At 48.6% G+C, this 18,005-nt stretch carries 11 protein-coding genes; 9 read left to right on the top strand and 2 right to left on the bottom strand.

Annotation, left to right across the window (positions count from 1 at the left end; genetic code table 11):
• Positions 1–342: 342 nt before the first annotated feature.
• Entirely contained in the window at positions 343–813 is a 471-nt protein-coding gene (locus tag P364_RS0107035) for a hypothetical protein (protein WP_024629438.1), read from the top strand.
• Between the two features lie 166 nt (positions 814–979).
• Here P364_RS0107035 and P364_RS0107030 read toward each other — a convergent pair whose 3' ends face one another.
• Together P364_RS0107030 and P364_RS0107025 are read right to left on the bottom strand one after the other, a co-directional pair.
• Positions 980–3,997: a DEAD/DEAH box helicase gene (locus P364_RS0107030; protein ID WP_024629437.1), complete on the bottom strand. Its 3,018-nt coding sequence runs from the start codon at positions 3,995–3,997 to the stop codon at positions 980–982.
• 5 nt (positions 3,998–4,002) lie between these two features.
• A complete protein-coding gene (locus P364_RS0107025) occupies positions 4,003–5,772 on the bottom strand; it encodes an SWIM zinc finger family protein (protein ID WP_036664088.1) in 1,770 nt (589 codons plus the stop codon).
• Between the two features lie 279 nt (positions 5,773–6,051).
• On the opposite strand from P364_RS0107025, the gene P364_RS0107020 reads away from it, so the two are divergent.
• From P364_RS0107020 to P364_RS0106985, 8 genes are all read left to right on the top strand, one after another.
• Complete coding sequence (locus P364_RS0107020; protein WP_024629435.1) at positions 6,052–6,870, top strand: endonuclease/exonuclease/phosphatase family protein; 819 nt, start codon at positions 6,052–6,054, stop codon at positions 6,868–6,870.
• Positions 6,871–7,302: 432 nt separating this feature from the next.
• Positions 7,303–9,645, top strand: coding sequence for a glycoside hydrolase family 88/105 protein (locus P364_RS0107015; RefSeq protein WP_024629434.1), 2,343 nt, complete (start codon positions 7,303–7,305; stop codon positions 9,643–9,645).
• 319 nt (positions 9,646–9,964) lie between these two features.
• On the top strand, positions 9,965–11,302 hold the full coding sequence (locus tag P364_RS0107010; protein WP_024629433.1) for an ABC transporter substrate-binding protein: 1,338 nt from the start codon (positions 9,965–9,967) through the stop codon (positions 11,300–11,302).
• Positions 11,303–11,348: 46 nt separating this feature from the next.
• Positions 11,349–12,299, top strand: a complete 951-nt coding sequence (locus P364_RS0107005; protein ID WP_029880804.1) for a carbohydrate ABC transporter permease — start codon at positions 11,349–11,351, stop codon at positions 12,297–12,299.
• Positions 12,296–13,144: a carbohydrate ABC transporter permease gene (locus P364_RS0107000; protein WP_024629431.1), complete on the top strand. Its 849-nt coding sequence runs from the start codon at positions 12,296–12,298 to the stop codon at positions 13,142–13,144. Before P364_RS0107005 ends, P364_RS0107000 begins: the two co-directional genes overlap by 4 nt.
• 27 nt (positions 13,145–13,171) lie before the next feature.
• Positions 13,172–15,163, top strand: a complete 1,992-nt coding sequence (locus P364_RS0106995; protein WP_024629430.1) for a cache domain-containing sensor histidine kinase — start codon at positions 13,172–13,174, stop codon at positions 15,161–15,163.
• A complete protein-coding gene (locus P364_RS0106990) occupies positions 15,160–16,764 on the top strand; it encodes a response regulator (RefSeq protein ID WP_024629429.1) in 1,605 nt (534 codons plus the stop codon). Before P364_RS0106995 ends, P364_RS0106990 begins: the two co-directional genes overlap by 4 nt.
• A 54-nt stretch (positions 16,765–16,818) precedes the next feature.
• Positions 16,819–17,364, top strand: coding sequence for a GNAT family N-acetyltransferase (locus P364_RS0106985; RefSeq protein ID WP_024629428.1), 546 nt, complete (start codon positions 16,819–16,821; stop codon positions 17,362–17,364).
• Positions 17,365–18,005 lie beyond the last annotated feature (641 nt).

Raw genomic sequence — 18,005 nt, 5'->3', positions numbered from 1 at the left:
TTTACATAGATTAGACTTTCGAATGCTGTATATGGTCACAATTACTTTTCATATTGAAAAAAGGTTCAGTATATATGACGAGTAGAATGGAACTCTTCCCTTCAGGTCGTAAGAAGGGCGGATTCTTATATTGGTCAATTGACTGACTTTTTGGGGATCGGCCTAAAAAAGATTGATATACCGATGAGTATGACTAGGACTTTGAATATTCGGGACTTGATGTGTATCAATTTAGTCTCAACTTGGCAAATTTGGGTTGTAGGATCTAGGACCTTGGATATATGATGTCGAAAGATGCCAGTTAATGGATGGTGTCTATAAACATTAAAGGAGGTGTACGTTATGAACAAATCAGGCAAATTGATTTCTTCCACGGTTGTTGCTGCCATCGCAGCTGTATCAGTTGTAACTTCTGCTTCTGCAGCAAGTGCACCTGTGGCAAGCCCGGTGGTGTCTTCCATTGCAAGCATTGATCTGAGCAGTATGGACATCGAAACAGCTTTGATGATGGTTCAGCAAGAACGCGCCAAATTGCTGGATAGCCAATTGCAGTCGCAAATTCAAGAAGTTCAAAATCGCAATCAAACGATCGCAGAGCTGAACGCACAATTGCAAGCGGCCATTCAGAGCGGGGATGCTTCCCAAGTGCAAACCTTGAAGAGCAAAATCGATGCGTTGAGCAGTTCTCAACAAATGGATATGCTGCGTCTGCAGTCTTTGTCCAACAAACGCAATGAAGCTTTTGATGTGATGACTAACTTCATCAAAAAAATGCAAGATTCAAGATCATCCATCATCGGAAATATGCGCTAGAATGGAATCATCTTACTAAAGCAACCCTAACCATTGAAGGCCTGCAAGTGAAAGGTCAAGGGTTAAGGTACAAAAAGAGCGAAGGCGGAATTCATTTCCGACACTTCGCTCTTTTTGTATTTTACGATTTACAGGGTTACGAATGTTGCATCAATCTAATCTGGAGTTAACCCGACCAGTCGCGGCGCCGGGTGAACAGATCCTGCAGCTCATCCGTCGATAGCTCCGTAATCCAGTTTTCGGAGCTGGTGATAATATTGTCACTGAGCTGCTGCTTACTCTCCAGCATCTCGTCAATGCGTTCTTCGAGTGTGCCCAGTGAGATGAACTTGTGTACCTGCACATCCTTCGTCTGTCCCATCCGATAGGCGCGGTCCGTAGCCTGATTTTCCACGGCAGGGTTCCACCAGCGGTCAAAATGGAATACATGATTCGCTGCGGTCAGGTTCAAGCCCACGCCGCCTGCCTTGATGGACAGAATAAAGACCGATGGCTGCTCTGTCGCAGGCAACGTCCGGGACTGAAACTCCTCAATCATGCGATCCCTTGCTGTCTTGGACGTACCCCCATGCAGATACAGCACAGGCTCCTGCAACTCTTGTCTCAATACCTGCTGCAGCATCTGTCCCATGCCGATGTATTGGGTGAAAATCAGACAGCGCTCGCCCTCGTCCCGCAGTTCGCGGACCAGTTCCATCAGTCGTTCCAGCTTCGCAGAGCGGCTGATCAGCATGGCCATGTCCTGAGGACTGTACAGGTCGTATGTTGTTACAGAGCCTTCCGAGGAGATCGTCTCGGGTAAGGCTTCTTTGGTCAGCAGCAAAGGATGGTCACATAACTGTTTAAGCTGGGTTAAGGCAGAGAGAATGGCGCCTTTGCGCTTAATGCCTTCCAGCTCTTTCATTTTGTCCATCAGTTCTTGAACGGACTGGTCATACAGGGCACTTTGTTCACCCGTAAGGTGAATATAAGTTTTCATTTCGTTTTTATCCGGCAGATCGAGTTGAATATTCGGATCTTTTTTCTTGCGGCGAAGCATAAATGGTTTTACCAGCTGCTGCAAATCCTGCATGCGCTGCTCGTCCTTATCCTTCTCGATCGCACTGATAAACCGAGTTTGGAATGCCCTAGCGCTACCCAGATAGCCTGGATTAATAAAATCATAGATGGACCACAGCTCGGACAGTCGATTTTCAATCGGTGTACCTGTCAGTGCAATACGGTGTTTTGCAGGGAAGCTGCGCACCGCCATGGATTGCTTCGTTTGAGCATTTTTAATATTCTGCGCTTCATCCAGACAGATCGATGCCCACGTATACGACTGCAACATTTCCTGATCCAGCGTAGCTGTTGCATAGGAGGTAATGATGATATCCACCTCTTCAGTCTGTGCCTGGAATTCCTCTCCGCTCAGTCTGCGAGCTCCATAATGCAGACTGACATTAATAGAGGGAGCAAAGCGGCTAATCTCTTTTTGCCAGTTTCCGAGCACGGAAGTCGGGCAGACGAGAAGGGCTGGGGCCTGTCCAGGTAAGCGCTGCTCATGCTCTTTGAGATGCAGCAAATACGTAATGAACTGAATCGTTTTTCCGAGTCCCATGTCGTCCGCAAGACAAGCTCCGAGACCGAATCTGCGCAGGAATCCAAGCCAGGCGAAGCCTTCCTTCTGATAAGAACGCAGCTCAGCATGCAATCCTGCCGGAACCGGCAGGGAAGGAGCGCCGCCTTGCCCGCCGCCAAGCTGTGCGATGACCCGGTTCAGGTGTTCGTTCAGTTCCACCTCAAGTCGAATGTTCTCGCTGGATTGAGGCTGTTCCTCTTCCTGATCTTCCTGTCCTTCCTTGCGCTTCTGGTTACGATATTCGCGCTGCTCGTTGTGCAGCAGGTGCAGGTGCAAAATATCCTGAAACGACAGGCCCTGTTCCTGATCTACACCGCCCATGGCCCGACGAATCTGCTCAAGCAAGGCAGGGTCGAGGGGAACCCATTCCCCTCGGAAACGGACCAGCCGTTCATTACGTGCAACGAGGTCAGCGAATTCTTCCTCGCTAAGATCCGTATCCCCGATCGCAATCCGCCAGTCAAAATGAATGATTGAGTCCAGTCCGAAGAACGACTGTCCCCGATCACTGCCTTCCTCCGGTTTCACTTTGGCGCGCAGCTTGGGTTTCTTCTTGCGTGCAGCTTCCCACCAACCCGGAAGCAGCACTTGCCAGCCGGCTTCGAGCAGTCGTCCGCTGTCTTGCGTCAGGAACTGCCAGGCATCCTGATCTCCCAATGGATCACTGAGTACATCCCGGCTGCCGCTGATGGAGCGGCGAATTCGGGGCAGATGTGCTCGCAATTGCTCCAGCCATCCTGCCGAACGATCAAGGATGAACGGCGTCCACACATCTGGCCATTCACCTTCCAACCGACCGCGTGAATCCAGCCGCACGGGAACCAATACGGCTGCATCCAGTTTATTCTGCAATACCAGCCGCAGCCGCCATGCCGGTTCATCCTCCTCCGGTTCCAGCAATTGCAGGAGCGGACGGAATGGGGCTGCGTCTGCTTTCCAGCCGATGGACACCAGCCAGGATTGTGCATCCATGCCGGCTGTTTGCGGAGTCGTTCCGCTTTGTGGAAACAACTGCGGGAATTCGCGTCGCAGATCGGTAGCGGCTTCCTCCGTGCTGTACCATCGTTGGAATACGGAGGCCGAATAAGCAGCGCTCAGCCCTTCAGCGTAGCTCTCATCCGACTGTTCCAGGGCTTTGCCAAGAGCGGTTCGATCCTGCTTTTTCAGGCTGTCCGGGTCCCAGGTCCATTGCAGTTGTCCTGAACGAAATGCGGTGAAGCTGGGGATGTATTTACGATTTTCAATCGACGCTGCAAGTACCGGGGCCAACCGGATCAAATGATCTGCCTGCTCATCCCAGTTCCATTCAATATGAAGCAGGGTGTGCATTTCGCTGAAGAAAGGAATGACTTCTTCCGCAGGCAGTACAACCAGTTCAATCTCTTCAAGCTGTCTCGTTTCCAGTTCTGTTCCGTAGAAGGAAGGGGCATGCCAAGCAAATAATCGCTGCTTAAGCGATTGTCCTGTTACAAAATGATGGGTGTTCAGCGCTCCATAGAACAGGGCATCCCCGTATCCGGTCAATGCAACATGGACCTCAATCGTTTCGGTGTAAGGGTGCATTAGGCTCATGAGATCAACTTACCTTTCCGAAGCTCTTCCTGCAGGGCGCGCAGTCGGCTATTGCGAACGGCCAATGTGGTGATAAACTGCTCCCAGTGCTCTTCCTGCTTCAATTTTTTATAAATTTTGGACAGCCGCTTCAACAGCTTCACTGCTGCTTTGTAACCGTCCCTGTTTTTGTGCCCAATATAACGATCCACTGCCTGATGGTAGAAAGGAAGCAGTAATTCGGGTGCTTCCTTCTCAATCGGCTGTAGCACAGCGACACGGAATTCAAGTGGCTCTGTCTCCGTGCTCAGTTGAAAATCCATCCATCGCCGCCACTGTCCCCGGGAATGCATCGCTTCTTCATAAGCCGGACGGGAATGAGGGAGCATGCTGACCAGTGTGTCCCACATGCGGTGCTCTACATCAGGCAGATGATGAATGGCTGTGTCCCACAACTGCATGTAATCATTCAGAGGGGAGTTTCGACGGTTCGCGAGCAGAGGTCCGAGCTGCACTAACCACTCGCCCAGCCGTTTCCAGTCGGAGGAATCTGCAAGTACGTGAAGAAAATGCAGCAGGTGCTCCGGCGGGATGCCATATGCCGAGCTTCCGCTAATTAATCGCTGCCAAGCCTGTTCATCTTGTCCCAAATGGAAATACATCCAGCTCTGTGCCAACACCAATGGCAAGGGCAGGGTGATCGACTTAATCGGCGCACCGCTCCCGTTTGCGGTCAGATTTGCTACGCTCAGCACGCTCTCACCAGGTTTATCCGGTTTGGAAGCAGCAGTCAGGCCGTTCTCCATTTCGTGTAGAAACTCCAACTCTGACTCCAGCGTTTTCCGGTTTTCCTGAAGGTGAGGTACGATCCAGTTTAACCAAAGCTGTCGATAGATTGGCGTAAAGAACATCATGCTGGATGTCTCGGATATCATCTGCGTACGCAGGTACGCAGAGGTTTCCTCAAGCCGATTCCAGTGCTGTTCAAGCTTCGTACCATTCAGACCGGAGAGATCCAGCGGACGGCTAAGGATCTGTTCCAACCCTTTCTGGAGCGCATCCACAGCAAGTTGTGCAGGATAGCTCAGATACACAGGGGTATGTGTGATTGAATTGCGGCCAGGCACACAGAAACGAATTAGGTATAACTGAACATGCAGCTCAAATAACTGGTCCATGCCAGCGGACAGCTTAGGTTTGACCGAATAGAGCTCGTCCGCTGCGGCCTGCACATACGATGTACTTGGCGTGCCCGTTCCTAATCGTTTGAGGCATGCCCGAAACAGTTCATGCCATTCCGCAATCTCAAGTTCGGCAAGGTCTGTTGCCCGTTCCTTGATCTGGCTATACTGATTATCAGGGATGGTAAGATCCTCTTCGTGTGAAGTGTAATCGGAACGTCCCGGAGTTGCTATAGCAACAGGCTTTGGAGCCTGTTTCAGTGCCGTACTGGAGTGGGCGTTCACAATGCCGTGTACCGGTCGCCCCAGTTGCTCCGCGTAACCCATTAGAACGGCTATCATATGTTTGCAACGAGAACCAACTGGACAGGTACAGTGACTGGTGTTCAGCGATGGCAAGCTCAGGGTTACCTGATAGTCATTTGAGCCTTGCACTTCAGCCAAAATCCCATTTTGTTCGGTGTAGGCTAATGGTCCGACGCGTTTCTGCTTATAATATTGAAATCCGCGCATAATCGTCAGGTTGTTAAAATGTTCCGCGACCTGCCTGATCAGCTGTTGCCACTGCGCATCATCCATTTTCATGTCATTAGGTATGTTCATCATTCCATCTCCTGGGGAAATCATAGGTTCAGTTATCACCACGTCTTGACGTAATGGTGTACATTTCATATATCCATCATATCAGTTATCGTGTGCTCCGTGCATCGGTTCTGAGAACTTGGAAGAGACTTTTTGACAAGGCAAATCCAAGAGTACTGTTCTCTACTTTCTACCAGAAACCATGCGAAAAAGCCTCGTATTGTGTATGCTTAGGGTATGTATTCCTTTCAGGAACAATGCAGGCGGGACGCCGACCAAATTTCAATCAACAGGAGAGAGCATATGAAAATACTTACGTTAAATACACATGCTTGGGTGGAAGAGGATCAATTGAACAAGATTAGTCAGCTGGCTGATTTTATCAATACACATCAATTCGATGTGATATCTCTGCAGGAGGTCAATCAATCCATGCAGGAGGAGATGCTTTCCGCCGAGGAACTGAAACATTATTTTGCCGCGGATTCCGAAGCTGTTATTAAAAAAGATAATTATGCCTACGTTCTGCTCCGGCAGCTATCTGAGCAATATTACTGGACATGGATTCCGACCCATGTAGGATTTAGCATATACGATGAAGGTTTGGCGATCCTGAGCCGGACACCGATCTCACAGGCTTTTGGTGAATATGTATCCCACATGAGGGATTATGACAACTACCGGACACGCAAAATTGTCGGAATACAGACAGTGGTTGAAGGTGAAGCGACTTGGTTTGTGAATGGCCATTATAACTGGTGGAATGATGATCAGGAACCTTTTAAGGGCCAGTGGGAACTGACCGAGAGCAAGCTCGCTCCATACATGGACCAGCCGTTGTATATTATGGGTGACTTTAATAATGTGGCAGAAGTCCGCGGGGAAGGATACGACTACATGATTGGCAAAGGCTGGAATGACCTGTACACAACAGCTTTGCAAAAGGATGACGGTGCAACTGTGGTCAAAGCCATTGCTGGCTGGGCGGATCATAAACGCGATCTGCGTATAGATTATATTTTCTCCAACCGACCTGTACAGGCGAAGTCGTCGACTGTGGTTCTCAATGGAAAGAACGGCCCTGTGGTCTCTGACCATTACGGCGTAGCAGTGGAAATATAACACGAAGACACTCTTGTACACGATTTTTATCAAAATGAAAACGAAAGCCTCCGCTCACTACCTTAAAGGAAAGTGCAGTCGGAGGTTTTTTTTTCAGCCTTTGGCAGACTGGTATGCAAAAGACTCATGTTTGTTCAGAATCGGTTCAGAGCCCCTCTATAACTTTGACATTTTCGGATAAGTGCAATTTAAATGAGACGGACTACAACGATGTAGTCCGTTGTATTGTTTTACCGTCAGACTGAAAACACAATTATTTATTTGTAAGCGCAATCAAAAATCTGTAGCCACTATAGAGCATGTCAGTTATACTTGGATTATTATTCGCCTGTTCTGAAGGTAACAAGCCATCGTGACCCTTCAACAAGGGAAATTCTCACAAAGGTTAAGCGCTATACCCTGTATGATAACAGAGAGGGATGTGGGCATTCAATGACAACGTATTTTAGTGAACCGCAGAGCATGTATTATCGATTCGGGGAAGATCAGGATCAGGTGCTGAAGGTACTGGCTGAGAGGTATATTGGGGCCAATGCGCAGGCTGATTTTGTATATCGGGTATTCCAGAAGTCTGGTATTTTACAAAACGAAAAAGGTCTGTATGATCTGAATTTGAATAATCGCTTCCCTGATGCCTCAAAAGGTCAGGTTTCCTACGCTGCAGCGCTGGTTTGGGGGGATGAAGATCGAAATCTGGATGTGCTAGTCCGCTGTTATGGACCGGTTCGCTTCTATTTTAACGAGCAATTGGTATATCGCTCCACGGTAATGGATGAGATCAGCCTGGACGCGACCGTGAAGTTGGGAATCGACATTAAGCCAGGCTGGAATACGTTGTTGCTGGAGATGAAGTCTACACCTGCGGGCTTTGGATGCCAGTTTGGCTCGGACGAGGGAAAAGTGCGCATTCTGAATGTGCTCGCTCCTTTCCAGGAGAGACAGGGGCAGGCTGGATGGGTGTATTCCAAACCTGTAAATTCGGAAGAGACGTTCTCGTTTAACCTGGACCATACATCCGAAATAGCGGAGGACAGTCAACCGGAATGGAACTTACTCGGAAAAGAAGAGAATCACAGACTAGAGTGGCTGCCAGAACCGCAATGGTCAGCGGAAAAGCCGACGCAACCGACACTTGAGCGAATGTACGGACATCTTCCTGGTCAGCGAATTTATGCGTGGACACGGTTAATCAACAGGGATTCAAGTGATTGCGCCATCCGTTTGACTGGTCAATCTTCCGGGCCACTGAATATATGGTTGAACAGCGAATTAGCGTTGCAATTAAAGGAAGCGGCTCCATTCGACGTGGAAATACCCGCAGCTTTTGGACGGAACGATCTGTTGGTTCGCAGTGAATGTAGTGATACGGCTGAGCTATGGGATTTTGTTATAAACGCAACGCTGAATGGAGAGCAACTGGAGCTGGAGCTTCCTCAGCGTGTGCACGGAGCTTCCGGAGAGTCGTGGTTATATCTCGGCCCTTTTAAATCGGAGGAAATCGAACCTGATTTGCAGGATCTGATGCGTACAGATCGGGTGTATAAAGGAAGTATAATGCAGGATAACCCAGAAGAATCGGGTAGCTATCGGGCACAAAATGGACGCGTATATTGGCAGCTGGACAGGCCGGATGCGTGGATACGTCCCTATTATGAAAATGCAATGCTCAGTAACAAATGGACAGTAGGCAGTGTGACCAACTATGGTCGCTGGGACTACCCATTGGGTGTCACCGTGTATGGTCTGTTGCAGACCGGACGTTATTTGCAGCGACCTGATATTACGCGTTATGCCGCAGATCATGTGCAGGCGTGCACTCGAATGGATGAGTACTCATTGTGGGATCGGGAGCAGTACGGTTTCCCGGCGGTTAACCAGCAGTTGGTTATGCTGAAAATGCTAGATAACTGTGGCTCGTTTGGCTCCGCGATGCTGGAGGCTTATTCAGAATGTCAGGAGCCGACGTTCTTGCCTATTGCGGATCGGATTGCGGATTTTATGCTGACCCGGTTGGAACGACAGTCAGATGGTGCATTTTACCGTGAGTGTATCGGAGAATTTGCCGAGAACACAATGTGGGCAGACGACCTTTATATGAGCACACCGTTTCTCGTGCGGTATGCCCGACTGACAGGGGATATGTCGCCATTGGATGAAGCGGCCAGACAATTTTTACTGTATCGGAAGTATTTGTTCATGCCTGATTTCAAGATCATGTCTCACGTATACGATTTCAAATATGGACAGGCGACACAGATTCCGTGGGGACGGGGAAACGGATGGACACTCTTTTCGTTGTCTGAGGTATTGGAAGCTTTGCCGACAGAGCACCCGGAGCGTCCGGCTTTAATTGCGTTCTTCAATGAATTATGTGAAGGATATGCAGCTCTGCAAGGAGAGGGTGGATTATGGCATCAGGTATTGAATGATTCGGAAACATACCAGGAAGCCTCCTGTACCGCGATGTTTGCCTATGGTTTTGCACGGGGAGTGCGTTTTGGCTGGTTAGATAAACCCGCGCGTTACATTGAAGCGGCTGAGCGGGCTTGGAACGGATTGACCTGTAAAGCAATTGACCGTCAGGGAAATGTACATGGTGTGTGCAGTGGATCAAGATATGCCTTTACCGCAGAGTACTACAATAAAGACCTGCTCACGGTGACGAATGACAATCACGGAATTGGCATTATGATGCTGGCAGGAACCGAGGTAGCGAAGATGAAGAAACATCTGGCTCAGCATAAGGTGTCATCAACTGCTGTGACTCAATCCTGAAAGGGGTAGTAAAATCAGTAAAGGACCACCGTTGAGATGTAGCGAGGCACGGCCCGCTGTATAAAGATTGTAGTATATATGATAACCACCGGGGCATCATTCCTGGTGGTTATTTAATCACTATGAATATCGATCTATATCTTGCTGAATGAAAGGCGACCTTTGGATCTATGCAAATGCTCGATTGAATGGACCTTTGTCCCAACCCCTTACTTTTTTGACAGGAAAGCTTACTTTTGTTTATGTCATGAGCAGCCATAGGCCGTTACAATAGTTTTGTAAGCGATTCCAAAATAGCAAAAGGGGAGGAAATTCATTCATGCTGAATACCAAAAAGTGGGTAACCCTGCTCTGCCTATCCCTATTAATGTTCGCTACAGCCTGTTCCGGAGGATCTTCAGGACAAACTGCTTCTTCCAATGAAGGAGGGGATGATGGTGAGGCTTCCGGCAAAATTGAACTTCGTATGACCTGGTGGGGATCGCAGACTCGACACGATCTTACGACCAAAGTGATCAAGCTGTTTGAGGAGAAACACCCTGGCATTACCATCAAACCAGAATATTCCGGTTGGGACGGATACTTTGACAAGCTGACCACACAGGTAGCCGGTTCCAATGCGCCAGATATCATACAGATGGATTATGCCTTTCTTACCGATTTTGCCAGGCGTGGTGCTTTACTTGACCTGACCCCATATGCAGAGAGCAAAGAGCTGCGTACAGACGATCATGACAAAAGCATGCTCAAAGCCGGATCAATTGACGATAAATTATACGCGATTACATTAGGTGTAAACGCACCAGGTGTCATCTACGACGCGACCGTATTCAAGGAGCTCGGGATCGAGGAGCCGCAGGAAAGCTGGACGTGGAAGGATTTTAGCGATGTCGCTGCCAAGATTGCAGCAGAGAAGGGTGATGGTTTCTACGGTTCGGCAGATGTTTCGGGAACCACCAACATGTTTGAAGTATTTATCCGGCAAACAGGCAAAGGCCTATTTGATGGCGGGACACTGACAGCTACCAGTGAAGAGCTTCAGCAATGGTTTGACATGTGGGGGGCACTTCGTGAGAACGGGGGAGCGACCTCTGCAGAAGTGACGGCATCCACGACAAATGCACTGGAAACACGCCCGATTTCGCTTGGTACAGCAGCCATGGATTTTGCCTGGTCTAATCAATTGCTGACGTTCCAGCAGGTGAACAAAAATCAGGATCATAAGCTCGGGATACAAGTGCTTCCGCATGGTGTGGATGAAAAGCAAATCGGTGAATACCTGAAAGCGGGCCAGTTCCTGTCCGGTTATGGCAAAACGAAACATCCGAAGGAAGTGGCGATGTTTATCGACTTCATGGTGAATGATCCCGAAGCTACTGCTATTCTCGGTTCGGAGCGCGGAGTACCCGTCAATTCCAGCATCCGTGAGAAGATGCAGCCTACGCTGCCCGAAGCGGAGCAGGCGATCTTCCAATTTATCGATGTCGTTTCGAAAAACTCCAGTGAGATTGATCCACCCTACCCGCAAGGTTTTTCCGAAGTGGATACCAGCTTCAAAAGTGCAAGCGAGCAGATCGCCTTTGGTCAAAGCAACACACCGGATGTAATTGCGCAGTTTATTGAAGGTGCCAAAGCGACACTTGCGTCGAGTCAATGACACTTGAACGGTTCCATACTTCATATTCCGCGGGGAGGTTGCGAAGATGAGTACAACACAGGTCACTCAAGCCCGAACCGAGCGTGTGGCATCCCGGCGGGTGAAACGGAGATATGCCCATAATGGAGCGGCCCTTCTGTTTCTTGCACCATGGCTGGTTGGTTTATTGTTTCTGACACTTGGCCCGATGCTCGTTTCCTTATACATTTCGTTCACCGACTATAGTATCCTGGCCGCCCCTTCCTGGGTCGGTCTGGATAACTACACCACGATGTTTACATCGGATAAGTTATTCATTCAATCACTCAAAGTCACATTTACGTATGTCGCCGTATCTGTACCCATCAAGCTAATCTTTGCCCTGCTGGTGGCAATGCTGTTGAACAAGGGCATTCGGGGGCTTGGCATCTACCGTACGGTGTATTACATCCCAACTCTGCTTGGGGGCAGTGTAGCCATTGCGATGCTGTGGCGCAAAATGCTGGGCGGGGATGGACTTCTTAATGGTTTGCTCGCCATGATCGGCATTAAAGCACCTGATTGGGTCGCCAACCCGAAGTATGCCCTGTATTCAATCGTGCTGCTGTCGGTATGGCAGTTCGGATCGTCGATGATTATTTTCCTGGCAGGTTTGAAGCAGATTCCACCTGAATATGACGAAGCTTCTGCGGTTGACGGTGCCGGACCACTCCGGCGATTCTTTTATATCACACTGCCGATTCTGTCACCGGTGATCTTTTTCAATCTCGTGATGCAGCTGATCACGTCCTTCCAGTCCTTTACTCAGGCTTTTGTCATCAGTAATGGTAGCGGGGGGCCTGTCAATTCCACATTAATGTACTCTCTATATCTGTACAAAAAGGGCTTTTCGTTCTTCCAGATGGGTTATGCATCTGCGATGGCCTGGGTGCTGGTGATCCTGATCGGTATCTTTACATTGCTGGTATTCCGCAGCAGCAAGCTGTGGGTGCACTATGAGGATGGTGGAAAATCATGATTGGACAACGAAACTCTGCTGCGTGGGTAGTCGCCAAACATGTACTGATCTCGGGCATTGCCTTTGTCATGCTTTATCCGGTGCTCTGGATGCTGGGCAGTTCTTTCAAACCGGGACATATGATCTTCACCGAAACCTGGTTCTGGCCCCAAGAATGGAATTGGCAAAATTACATCAATGGCTGGACGGGAATTCAGGGCAATCCTTTTTCCCGTTTTCTAACCAACTCGGTTGTCCTGTCGCTGGGCGCTGTGCTTGGCAATGTCATCTCTTGCTCGATGGCGGCATACGCCTTTGCCCGATTGAATTTTCGGTTCAAAGCGATTTGCTTTGGCTTGATGCTCATGACGATCATGTTGCCACATCATGTGACGTTAATCCCCCAATATATTCTGTTTAACCATCTGGAATGGGTGAATACGTATCTGCCTTTGGTAGTGCCGAAATGGCTGGCCACCGATGCGTTCTTCATTTTCCTAATGGTCCAGTTCTTCCGGGGATTGCCCAAAGAGCTGGATGAAGCGGCTACGATTGATGGATGTGGTCCTGTACGAATTTACACCAAAATTATCATTCCGCTGGCCTTTCCGGCGCTGGTAACGACGATGATCTTTACTTTTTTGTGGACATGGGACGATTTCTTCAGCCAGTTGATCTATCTGAGTGATGTCAGCAAATACACGGTGCCGCTGGGCCTTCGCCTGTTCCTCGATTCCAGCTCCCAGTCCGATTGGGGTCCAATGTTTGCAATGTCAGTGCTGTCGCTGGTGCCTTGCTTTATCGTATTTATCGTGTGTCAAAAGTACTTCGTGGAAGGAATCGCGACCTCCGGGCTCAAAGGGTAATTCCAAGACGAAACGAGTTGATTCCACATGCGGAAACGAAGATTGTCGTTATTCCTAAATCGAAAGCTGCAACAAAGCAAGCTCTCCACGTTGATGGTGACTTGCTTTATTGCGTTTAACCTGCTGCTCGTCTCTGTTATTGTCTGGCTGGCATATCAGTCATTCTCTGCCGTCACGTTTACCGAGATTAGTAAAGCGAGGCTGGCTCTCCTGAATGAGAGTACGCGCCGGGGGTTTGATTTTATTACAGGTGTGACAGGGACGGCCTATGCTCTGGCGAGCAACCGTGAGCTGTCCAATCTGCTGGAAACAAAGGGGACGGGAAGGCTGACACAGATTCACCAACGGCGCGAGGTATCCAAAATACTGGAGCACACGTTGGTAGTTAGTGAAGGCATTACATCAATAGAGTTGTATACGGATGCCTTCAACGGTGTCACCGTCACAATGGCTGATCGCATCTATCCAGTGGATACGATTGCCGGTGATTCATGGTTTGCTGCACTACAGCAGGCGGACGCGGCCTGGGTACCTCTACGGGAAAATGAGTCTGGCCAATCGCTAATCGGATACGCCCAGCGAATCTTTGATAGCCGGGGCGGGACGGTGGCCTACGTGCTCATCCGCCTGAGTCGCGAGGATATTGTTCGCCGATTTGCGGATCTGCCCATGGTGCTGGATGGACAGGTACTGTTGGTGGATACCGCAGGCAACGTCGTCATGCAGATGGGCGATAACAATTTAGAGGTAGCGTCTGGTAGGGAGTTGAGCTCAACCAATGAAGCCTCCAAACTTTTTTCTTCTATTAATGCATCTGCTGCTAGAGAAAGTGAACCTGTTGTAGATCGTGCATGGATTCAGGAGCATGTTGAACATGGAGAGGACGGATTTGAAGTGGTTTCCGGCAAGCCCGGTGGGGCGCAGCTTGTTCTATATTCAAGACCTGCCATGCTTCAGTGGCGTCTGGTACAGACTATCCCTGTGCACACACTGTTATCTCCTGTGAGGCAGGCAGGATGGCAGGTCCTTGGAATAGCCGTACTGGGGTTATTATGCTCGGCGATACTCGCGTATTTGTTCGTGCGGCGGATTGTTCGCCCCTTGCGTCAGCTGATCAAACGGATGAGGCAACTGGAAAAAGGGGACTTCAATACCCGGGTTCAGCTTTCGTTCACCGAGGAATATGCCCATTTGGCGTATGGTTTTAACCATATGGCTTCACAGCTGACAGAGCTAATGGACCAGGTCAAGGAAGAGAGCCGCGCGAAGCGTGAAGCCCAGACCGGTTTGCTGGAGGCGCAAATCAAACCGCATTTTCTCTACAACACACTCGACATGATTCACTGGCGTGCTCTCGATTATGAAGCCAAGGATATCAGCCGTATGATTGTGCAACTCAGCAAACTTTTACGTATTGGATTGAGCGGAGGCAAACTATTTATCCGGGTGCGTGATGAGCTGGAGCATGCCCGTTGTTACGTTAGCATTCAGTCCGAGCGGCTGCCGTTCTCCATTGATTATCAGGAACATATCGATCCGCTAGTGCGCGGGTGCTACATTCCCAAAATCATTTTGCAGCCCTTTATCGAGAATGCGGTCATGCATGGGCATCCGAAGGAAGGGAAACTTCGCATACAGGTGGATATGCAGGAATCGGAGAGCAGCAATTTACCTGAGGCGAAGGATTCGCCAACCAGCCTTATCATCGAGTCACCAGAGTTAACGGAACGGGGCATTCAATCCATGGGCTATCGTCCGCCCAGAAAGTCTGCGCACGCACCCAAAATCATCATTCGCATTATGGATAACGGACAGGGCCTGCCTGAAGATTGGAAGCTGGAAGAGACGTCTGGGATTGGTATACGAAATGTACATCAGCGCATTCAGCTGTATTGTGGCGCCGGGAATGGTGTTGATATACGTGCAGGTGAATCAGGCGGGGTAGAGGTGACCATTACACTGCCGCGCATTGAGACGGAGGAGCAATTAAACTTTTGGCTGGACGGTGAAAATGAATGAAAACCATTATGCTTGTAGACGATGATCCGCATATTGTAAAAGCATTAACCGATCATATTAATTGGCCCTCTCTTGGCCTTAGCATCGCAGGAACGGCTTCCAATGGCATGGATGCACTGGAGCTGTTCCATCGGCTGCGTCCGGATCTGGTGATGACGGATGTCTATATGCCAGGCATGACAGGGCTTGAGGTCACGCAAACATTGAGGCGGGACCATCCTCATCTGCCGATCATCATCCTTAGCGGATATGATGAATTCGAGAATGCCCGGGCGGCTATGCGCTGGGGTGTAAATCATTTTTTGCTGAAACCCGCTGAAGTGGAGGAGATTGAGTCTGTTTTGCGTGAGGTATTACTGGAACAGGATGTGCGTGAGCGGCATGAGCAGCTGGAGCGGACGTACAAACAGGAGATTGGGCGGGTGGTTCCCTATCTGCGCAAATTGTTTCTCCATGAACTGTTAACTACTCGCTATAAGGAAGAGGAATTGCCTGCAGAGCGTATGGATTATGTGGGTATTCGTATGCCTGCTCAGGTACGCGCCATCAGTTTGCAGTTGTATCGGCCTGCATTTCTGACACGGATGAAAGAGCGGGACTGGCAGCTATTAAGGTATGGGGCAGCAGATATTATTCAGGAGACCGTCAGGGAGCAGACTTCGCAACTAAATGAATGCCAGGTGGAGATCGTGGACTATTCGGATCAGGTGTTTGTACTGCTTCTATTTAGTGAGAAGGATCTGCTAGAACATATGGAGTCGATTGTTGAACGGATGATTGATCAGATTTTTACGTATCTCAAGATCGAAATGAGTGCAGGTATTGGGACGTCCAAAGGTCACTTATGTGAAGTGATGGACTCCTATCTGGAGAGCAGGGATGCGCTGGAAAAAGCAGAGTTTCAGGGTGGGAGCCGCGTATATCGTTATGATTCAACAGATTCCTCTACGTCGAGTGTGACGGATTATTCGCTATTGCTACGTCATTGGAATGAGTTCTGGGCGGATATGAGGACCGATCTGGCAGAGGAAATATGGATTCAGATTCGCAAACTGCTGAATGAAGGGAGTGGTACCAATATTCAGGATGTGCAGGTTGTGGCGGTGAGCCTGTTCAACACGCTGATTCATAGCTGGAACCGACATTATCCCACACTGGCACCGCCTGTAGCGATGAGTAGTTTTTTGCGGGAAATTCAATCGAAATATGGGCTGCAGGATCTGATATGCTGGATGGATGGCATTATTCATAACTGGATGGAACAGACACGGAAAGAGATGGGCGAGAAAAAAAGCAATAAACTGGTGGAGCAGGTGAAACAGTACGTTGAAGTTCATTATGCTGAAGAGATCAGTTTTGAAGGCATTGCCAAGGGCCTGTTTGTACACCCCAAATATTTGAGCCAGCTATTCAAAAGAGTAACTGGAGAGAACTTTGTAAGTTATGTGAACGGGTACCGGATTCAACGAGCGATGGAACTGTTACAGTCAGGGCATTACATGGTCTACGAGGTTAGTGAGATGACCGGGTTTCGCAACGCGACGTATTTCAGTCAGGTGTTCAAGATGCTTACGGGCAAGAGTCCGTCTGAAATCGGGTAGAGCTATGAATAGGATTAGGCAAAAAAATAAAGTGGATTGGGTGGATAATATCGTATGATCATCGATCAACAGGAGTTTAACTTAAAAGGATTGACCTATTCAATTAGGTCCGCAGAGGAACAGGATGCTAAGGCATTGTCTTCACTCCGTGTACAGATGGATGGAGAAACCGAGAACATGGATCGCGAACAAGGTGAAGGGTTCATTGACCCGACAGGATTTGAAGAAATAATCCGGTTGGACACGGAAAGAAAGAGAAACCTGTTTCTCGTCGCCCTCGTAAAGGATCAAATTGTAGGATACTCCCGATGTGAGGGCGTGGATCTAAAGAGATTTTCTCATAAGGTTGAATTTGGCGTTTGCATATCGAAAGAGTTCTGGGGTTACGGGATCGGCAGGAAACTACTTGAACTTTCGATAGAGTGGGCAGATACAAATGGAATTGAGAAGATGAGCTTGAACGTGGTAGGAACGAACGATAAAGCGATGGAGCTTTATAAGAGAATGGGCTTCGAAATAGAGGGGACATTGAAAAAGGATCGACGACATGCGGACGGTCAGTATTACGATACAGTTATGATGGGAAGATTCAGGGGCTGAGGTGAGAAACTGGCGATGGGGTAGTTGCTAGCGATATCTGCAATCCTGTCTATTGTTTCAAAAACGATTCTATTATATGAAAGAACAAATACTAGAGACATTACCCATCTCTCACGGAGAGAGAGTTATTATCTAATAGATGTAGATTTCCTGAAACATGATTTCTTATCTCTGTATATAGAGGTTATTGAGTATATGCGATACAAAAGTAATGATTCCTTAAGCTGCTTGATCGTGTTTGTTAAAACGAATAGACACTCAGTTTACTATGAACAGTAACGACTACCACTTTAAGATAGGGGTGCTTAACAGGGTTATGGTTATAAATAAATAAATATTAATTATTAATTAAGGGTTGCAATTAATTTCCCCACATGGTATATTCTAATTCCGGCCAAGAAAACACGAGAAACACGGTGCGGCAAGCGAAACGAATAAGCTTCGAAAGAAACTTAAAAAAAGAGCTTGCAAAGTTGGTTCGGATGTGATAAGATATAAAAGTTGCTGAGACGAACGAAACTTAGTAACGAAACAAGTTTGATCTTTGAAAACTGAACAACGAGTGAGTAACGATCTTGCTTGCAAGATCGACGCTGAGAAATCGGTACGCGTCTTCGGACCGTGTGATTTCGAAGCATAAA

The sequence above is a fragment of the Paenibacillus sp. MAEPY2 genome, assembly GCF_000499205.1.
GTDB lineage: Bacteria > Bacillota > Bacilli > Paenibacillales > Paenibacillaceae > Paenibacillus > Paenibacillus vandeheii.
The sequence above is the reverse complement of the archived record's forward strand: the minus strand, read 5'-3'. Positions and strand labels throughout refer to the sequence as shown.

What these genes read in the sequence shown, in the direction of transcription:
- P364_RS0107035 (WP_024629438.1), top strand. Translation starts at nt 343, where the DNA reads ATGAACAAATCAGGCAAATTGATTTCTTCCACGGTTGTTGCTGCCATC.
- P364_RS0107030 (WP_024629437.1), bottom strand. Translation starts at nt 3,997, where the DNA reads ATGCACCCTTACACCGAAACGATTGAGGTCCATGTTGCATTGACCGGA.
- P364_RS0107025 (WP_036664088.1), bottom strand. Translation starts at nt 5,772, where the DNA reads ATGATGAACATACCTAATGACATGAAAATGGATGATGCGCAGTGGCAA.
- P364_RS0107020 (WP_024629435.1), top strand. Translation starts at nt 6,052, where the DNA reads ATGAAAATACTTACGTTAAATACACATGCTTGGGTGGAAGAGGATCAA.
- P364_RS0107015 (WP_024629434.1), top strand. Translation starts at nt 7,303, where the DNA reads ATGACAACGTATTTTAGTGAACCGCAGAGCATGTATTATCGATTCGGG.
- P364_RS0107010 (WP_024629433.1), top strand. Translation starts at nt 9,965, where the DNA reads ATGCTGAATACCAAAAAGTGGGTAACCCTGCTCTGCCTATCCCTATTA.
- P364_RS0107005 (WP_029880804.1), top strand. Translation starts at nt 11,349, where the DNA reads ATGAGTACAACACAGGTCACTCAAGCCCGAACCGAGCGTGTGGCATCC.
- P364_RS0107000 (WP_024629431.1), top strand. Translation starts at nt 12,296, where the DNA reads ATGATTGGACAACGAAACTCTGCTGCGTGGGTAGTCGCCAAACATGTA.
- P364_RS0106995 (WP_024629430.1), top strand. Translation starts at nt 13,172, where the DNA reads ATGCGGAAACGAAGATTGTCGTTATTCCTAAATCGAAAGCTGCAACAA.
- P364_RS0106990 (WP_024629429.1), top strand. Translation starts at nt 15,160, where the DNA reads ATGAAAACCATTATGCTTGTAGACGATGATCCGCATATTGTAAAAGCA.
- P364_RS0106985 (WP_024629428.1), top strand. Translation starts at nt 16,819, where the DNA reads ATGATCATCGATCAACAGGAGTTTAACTTAAAAGGATTGACCTATTCA.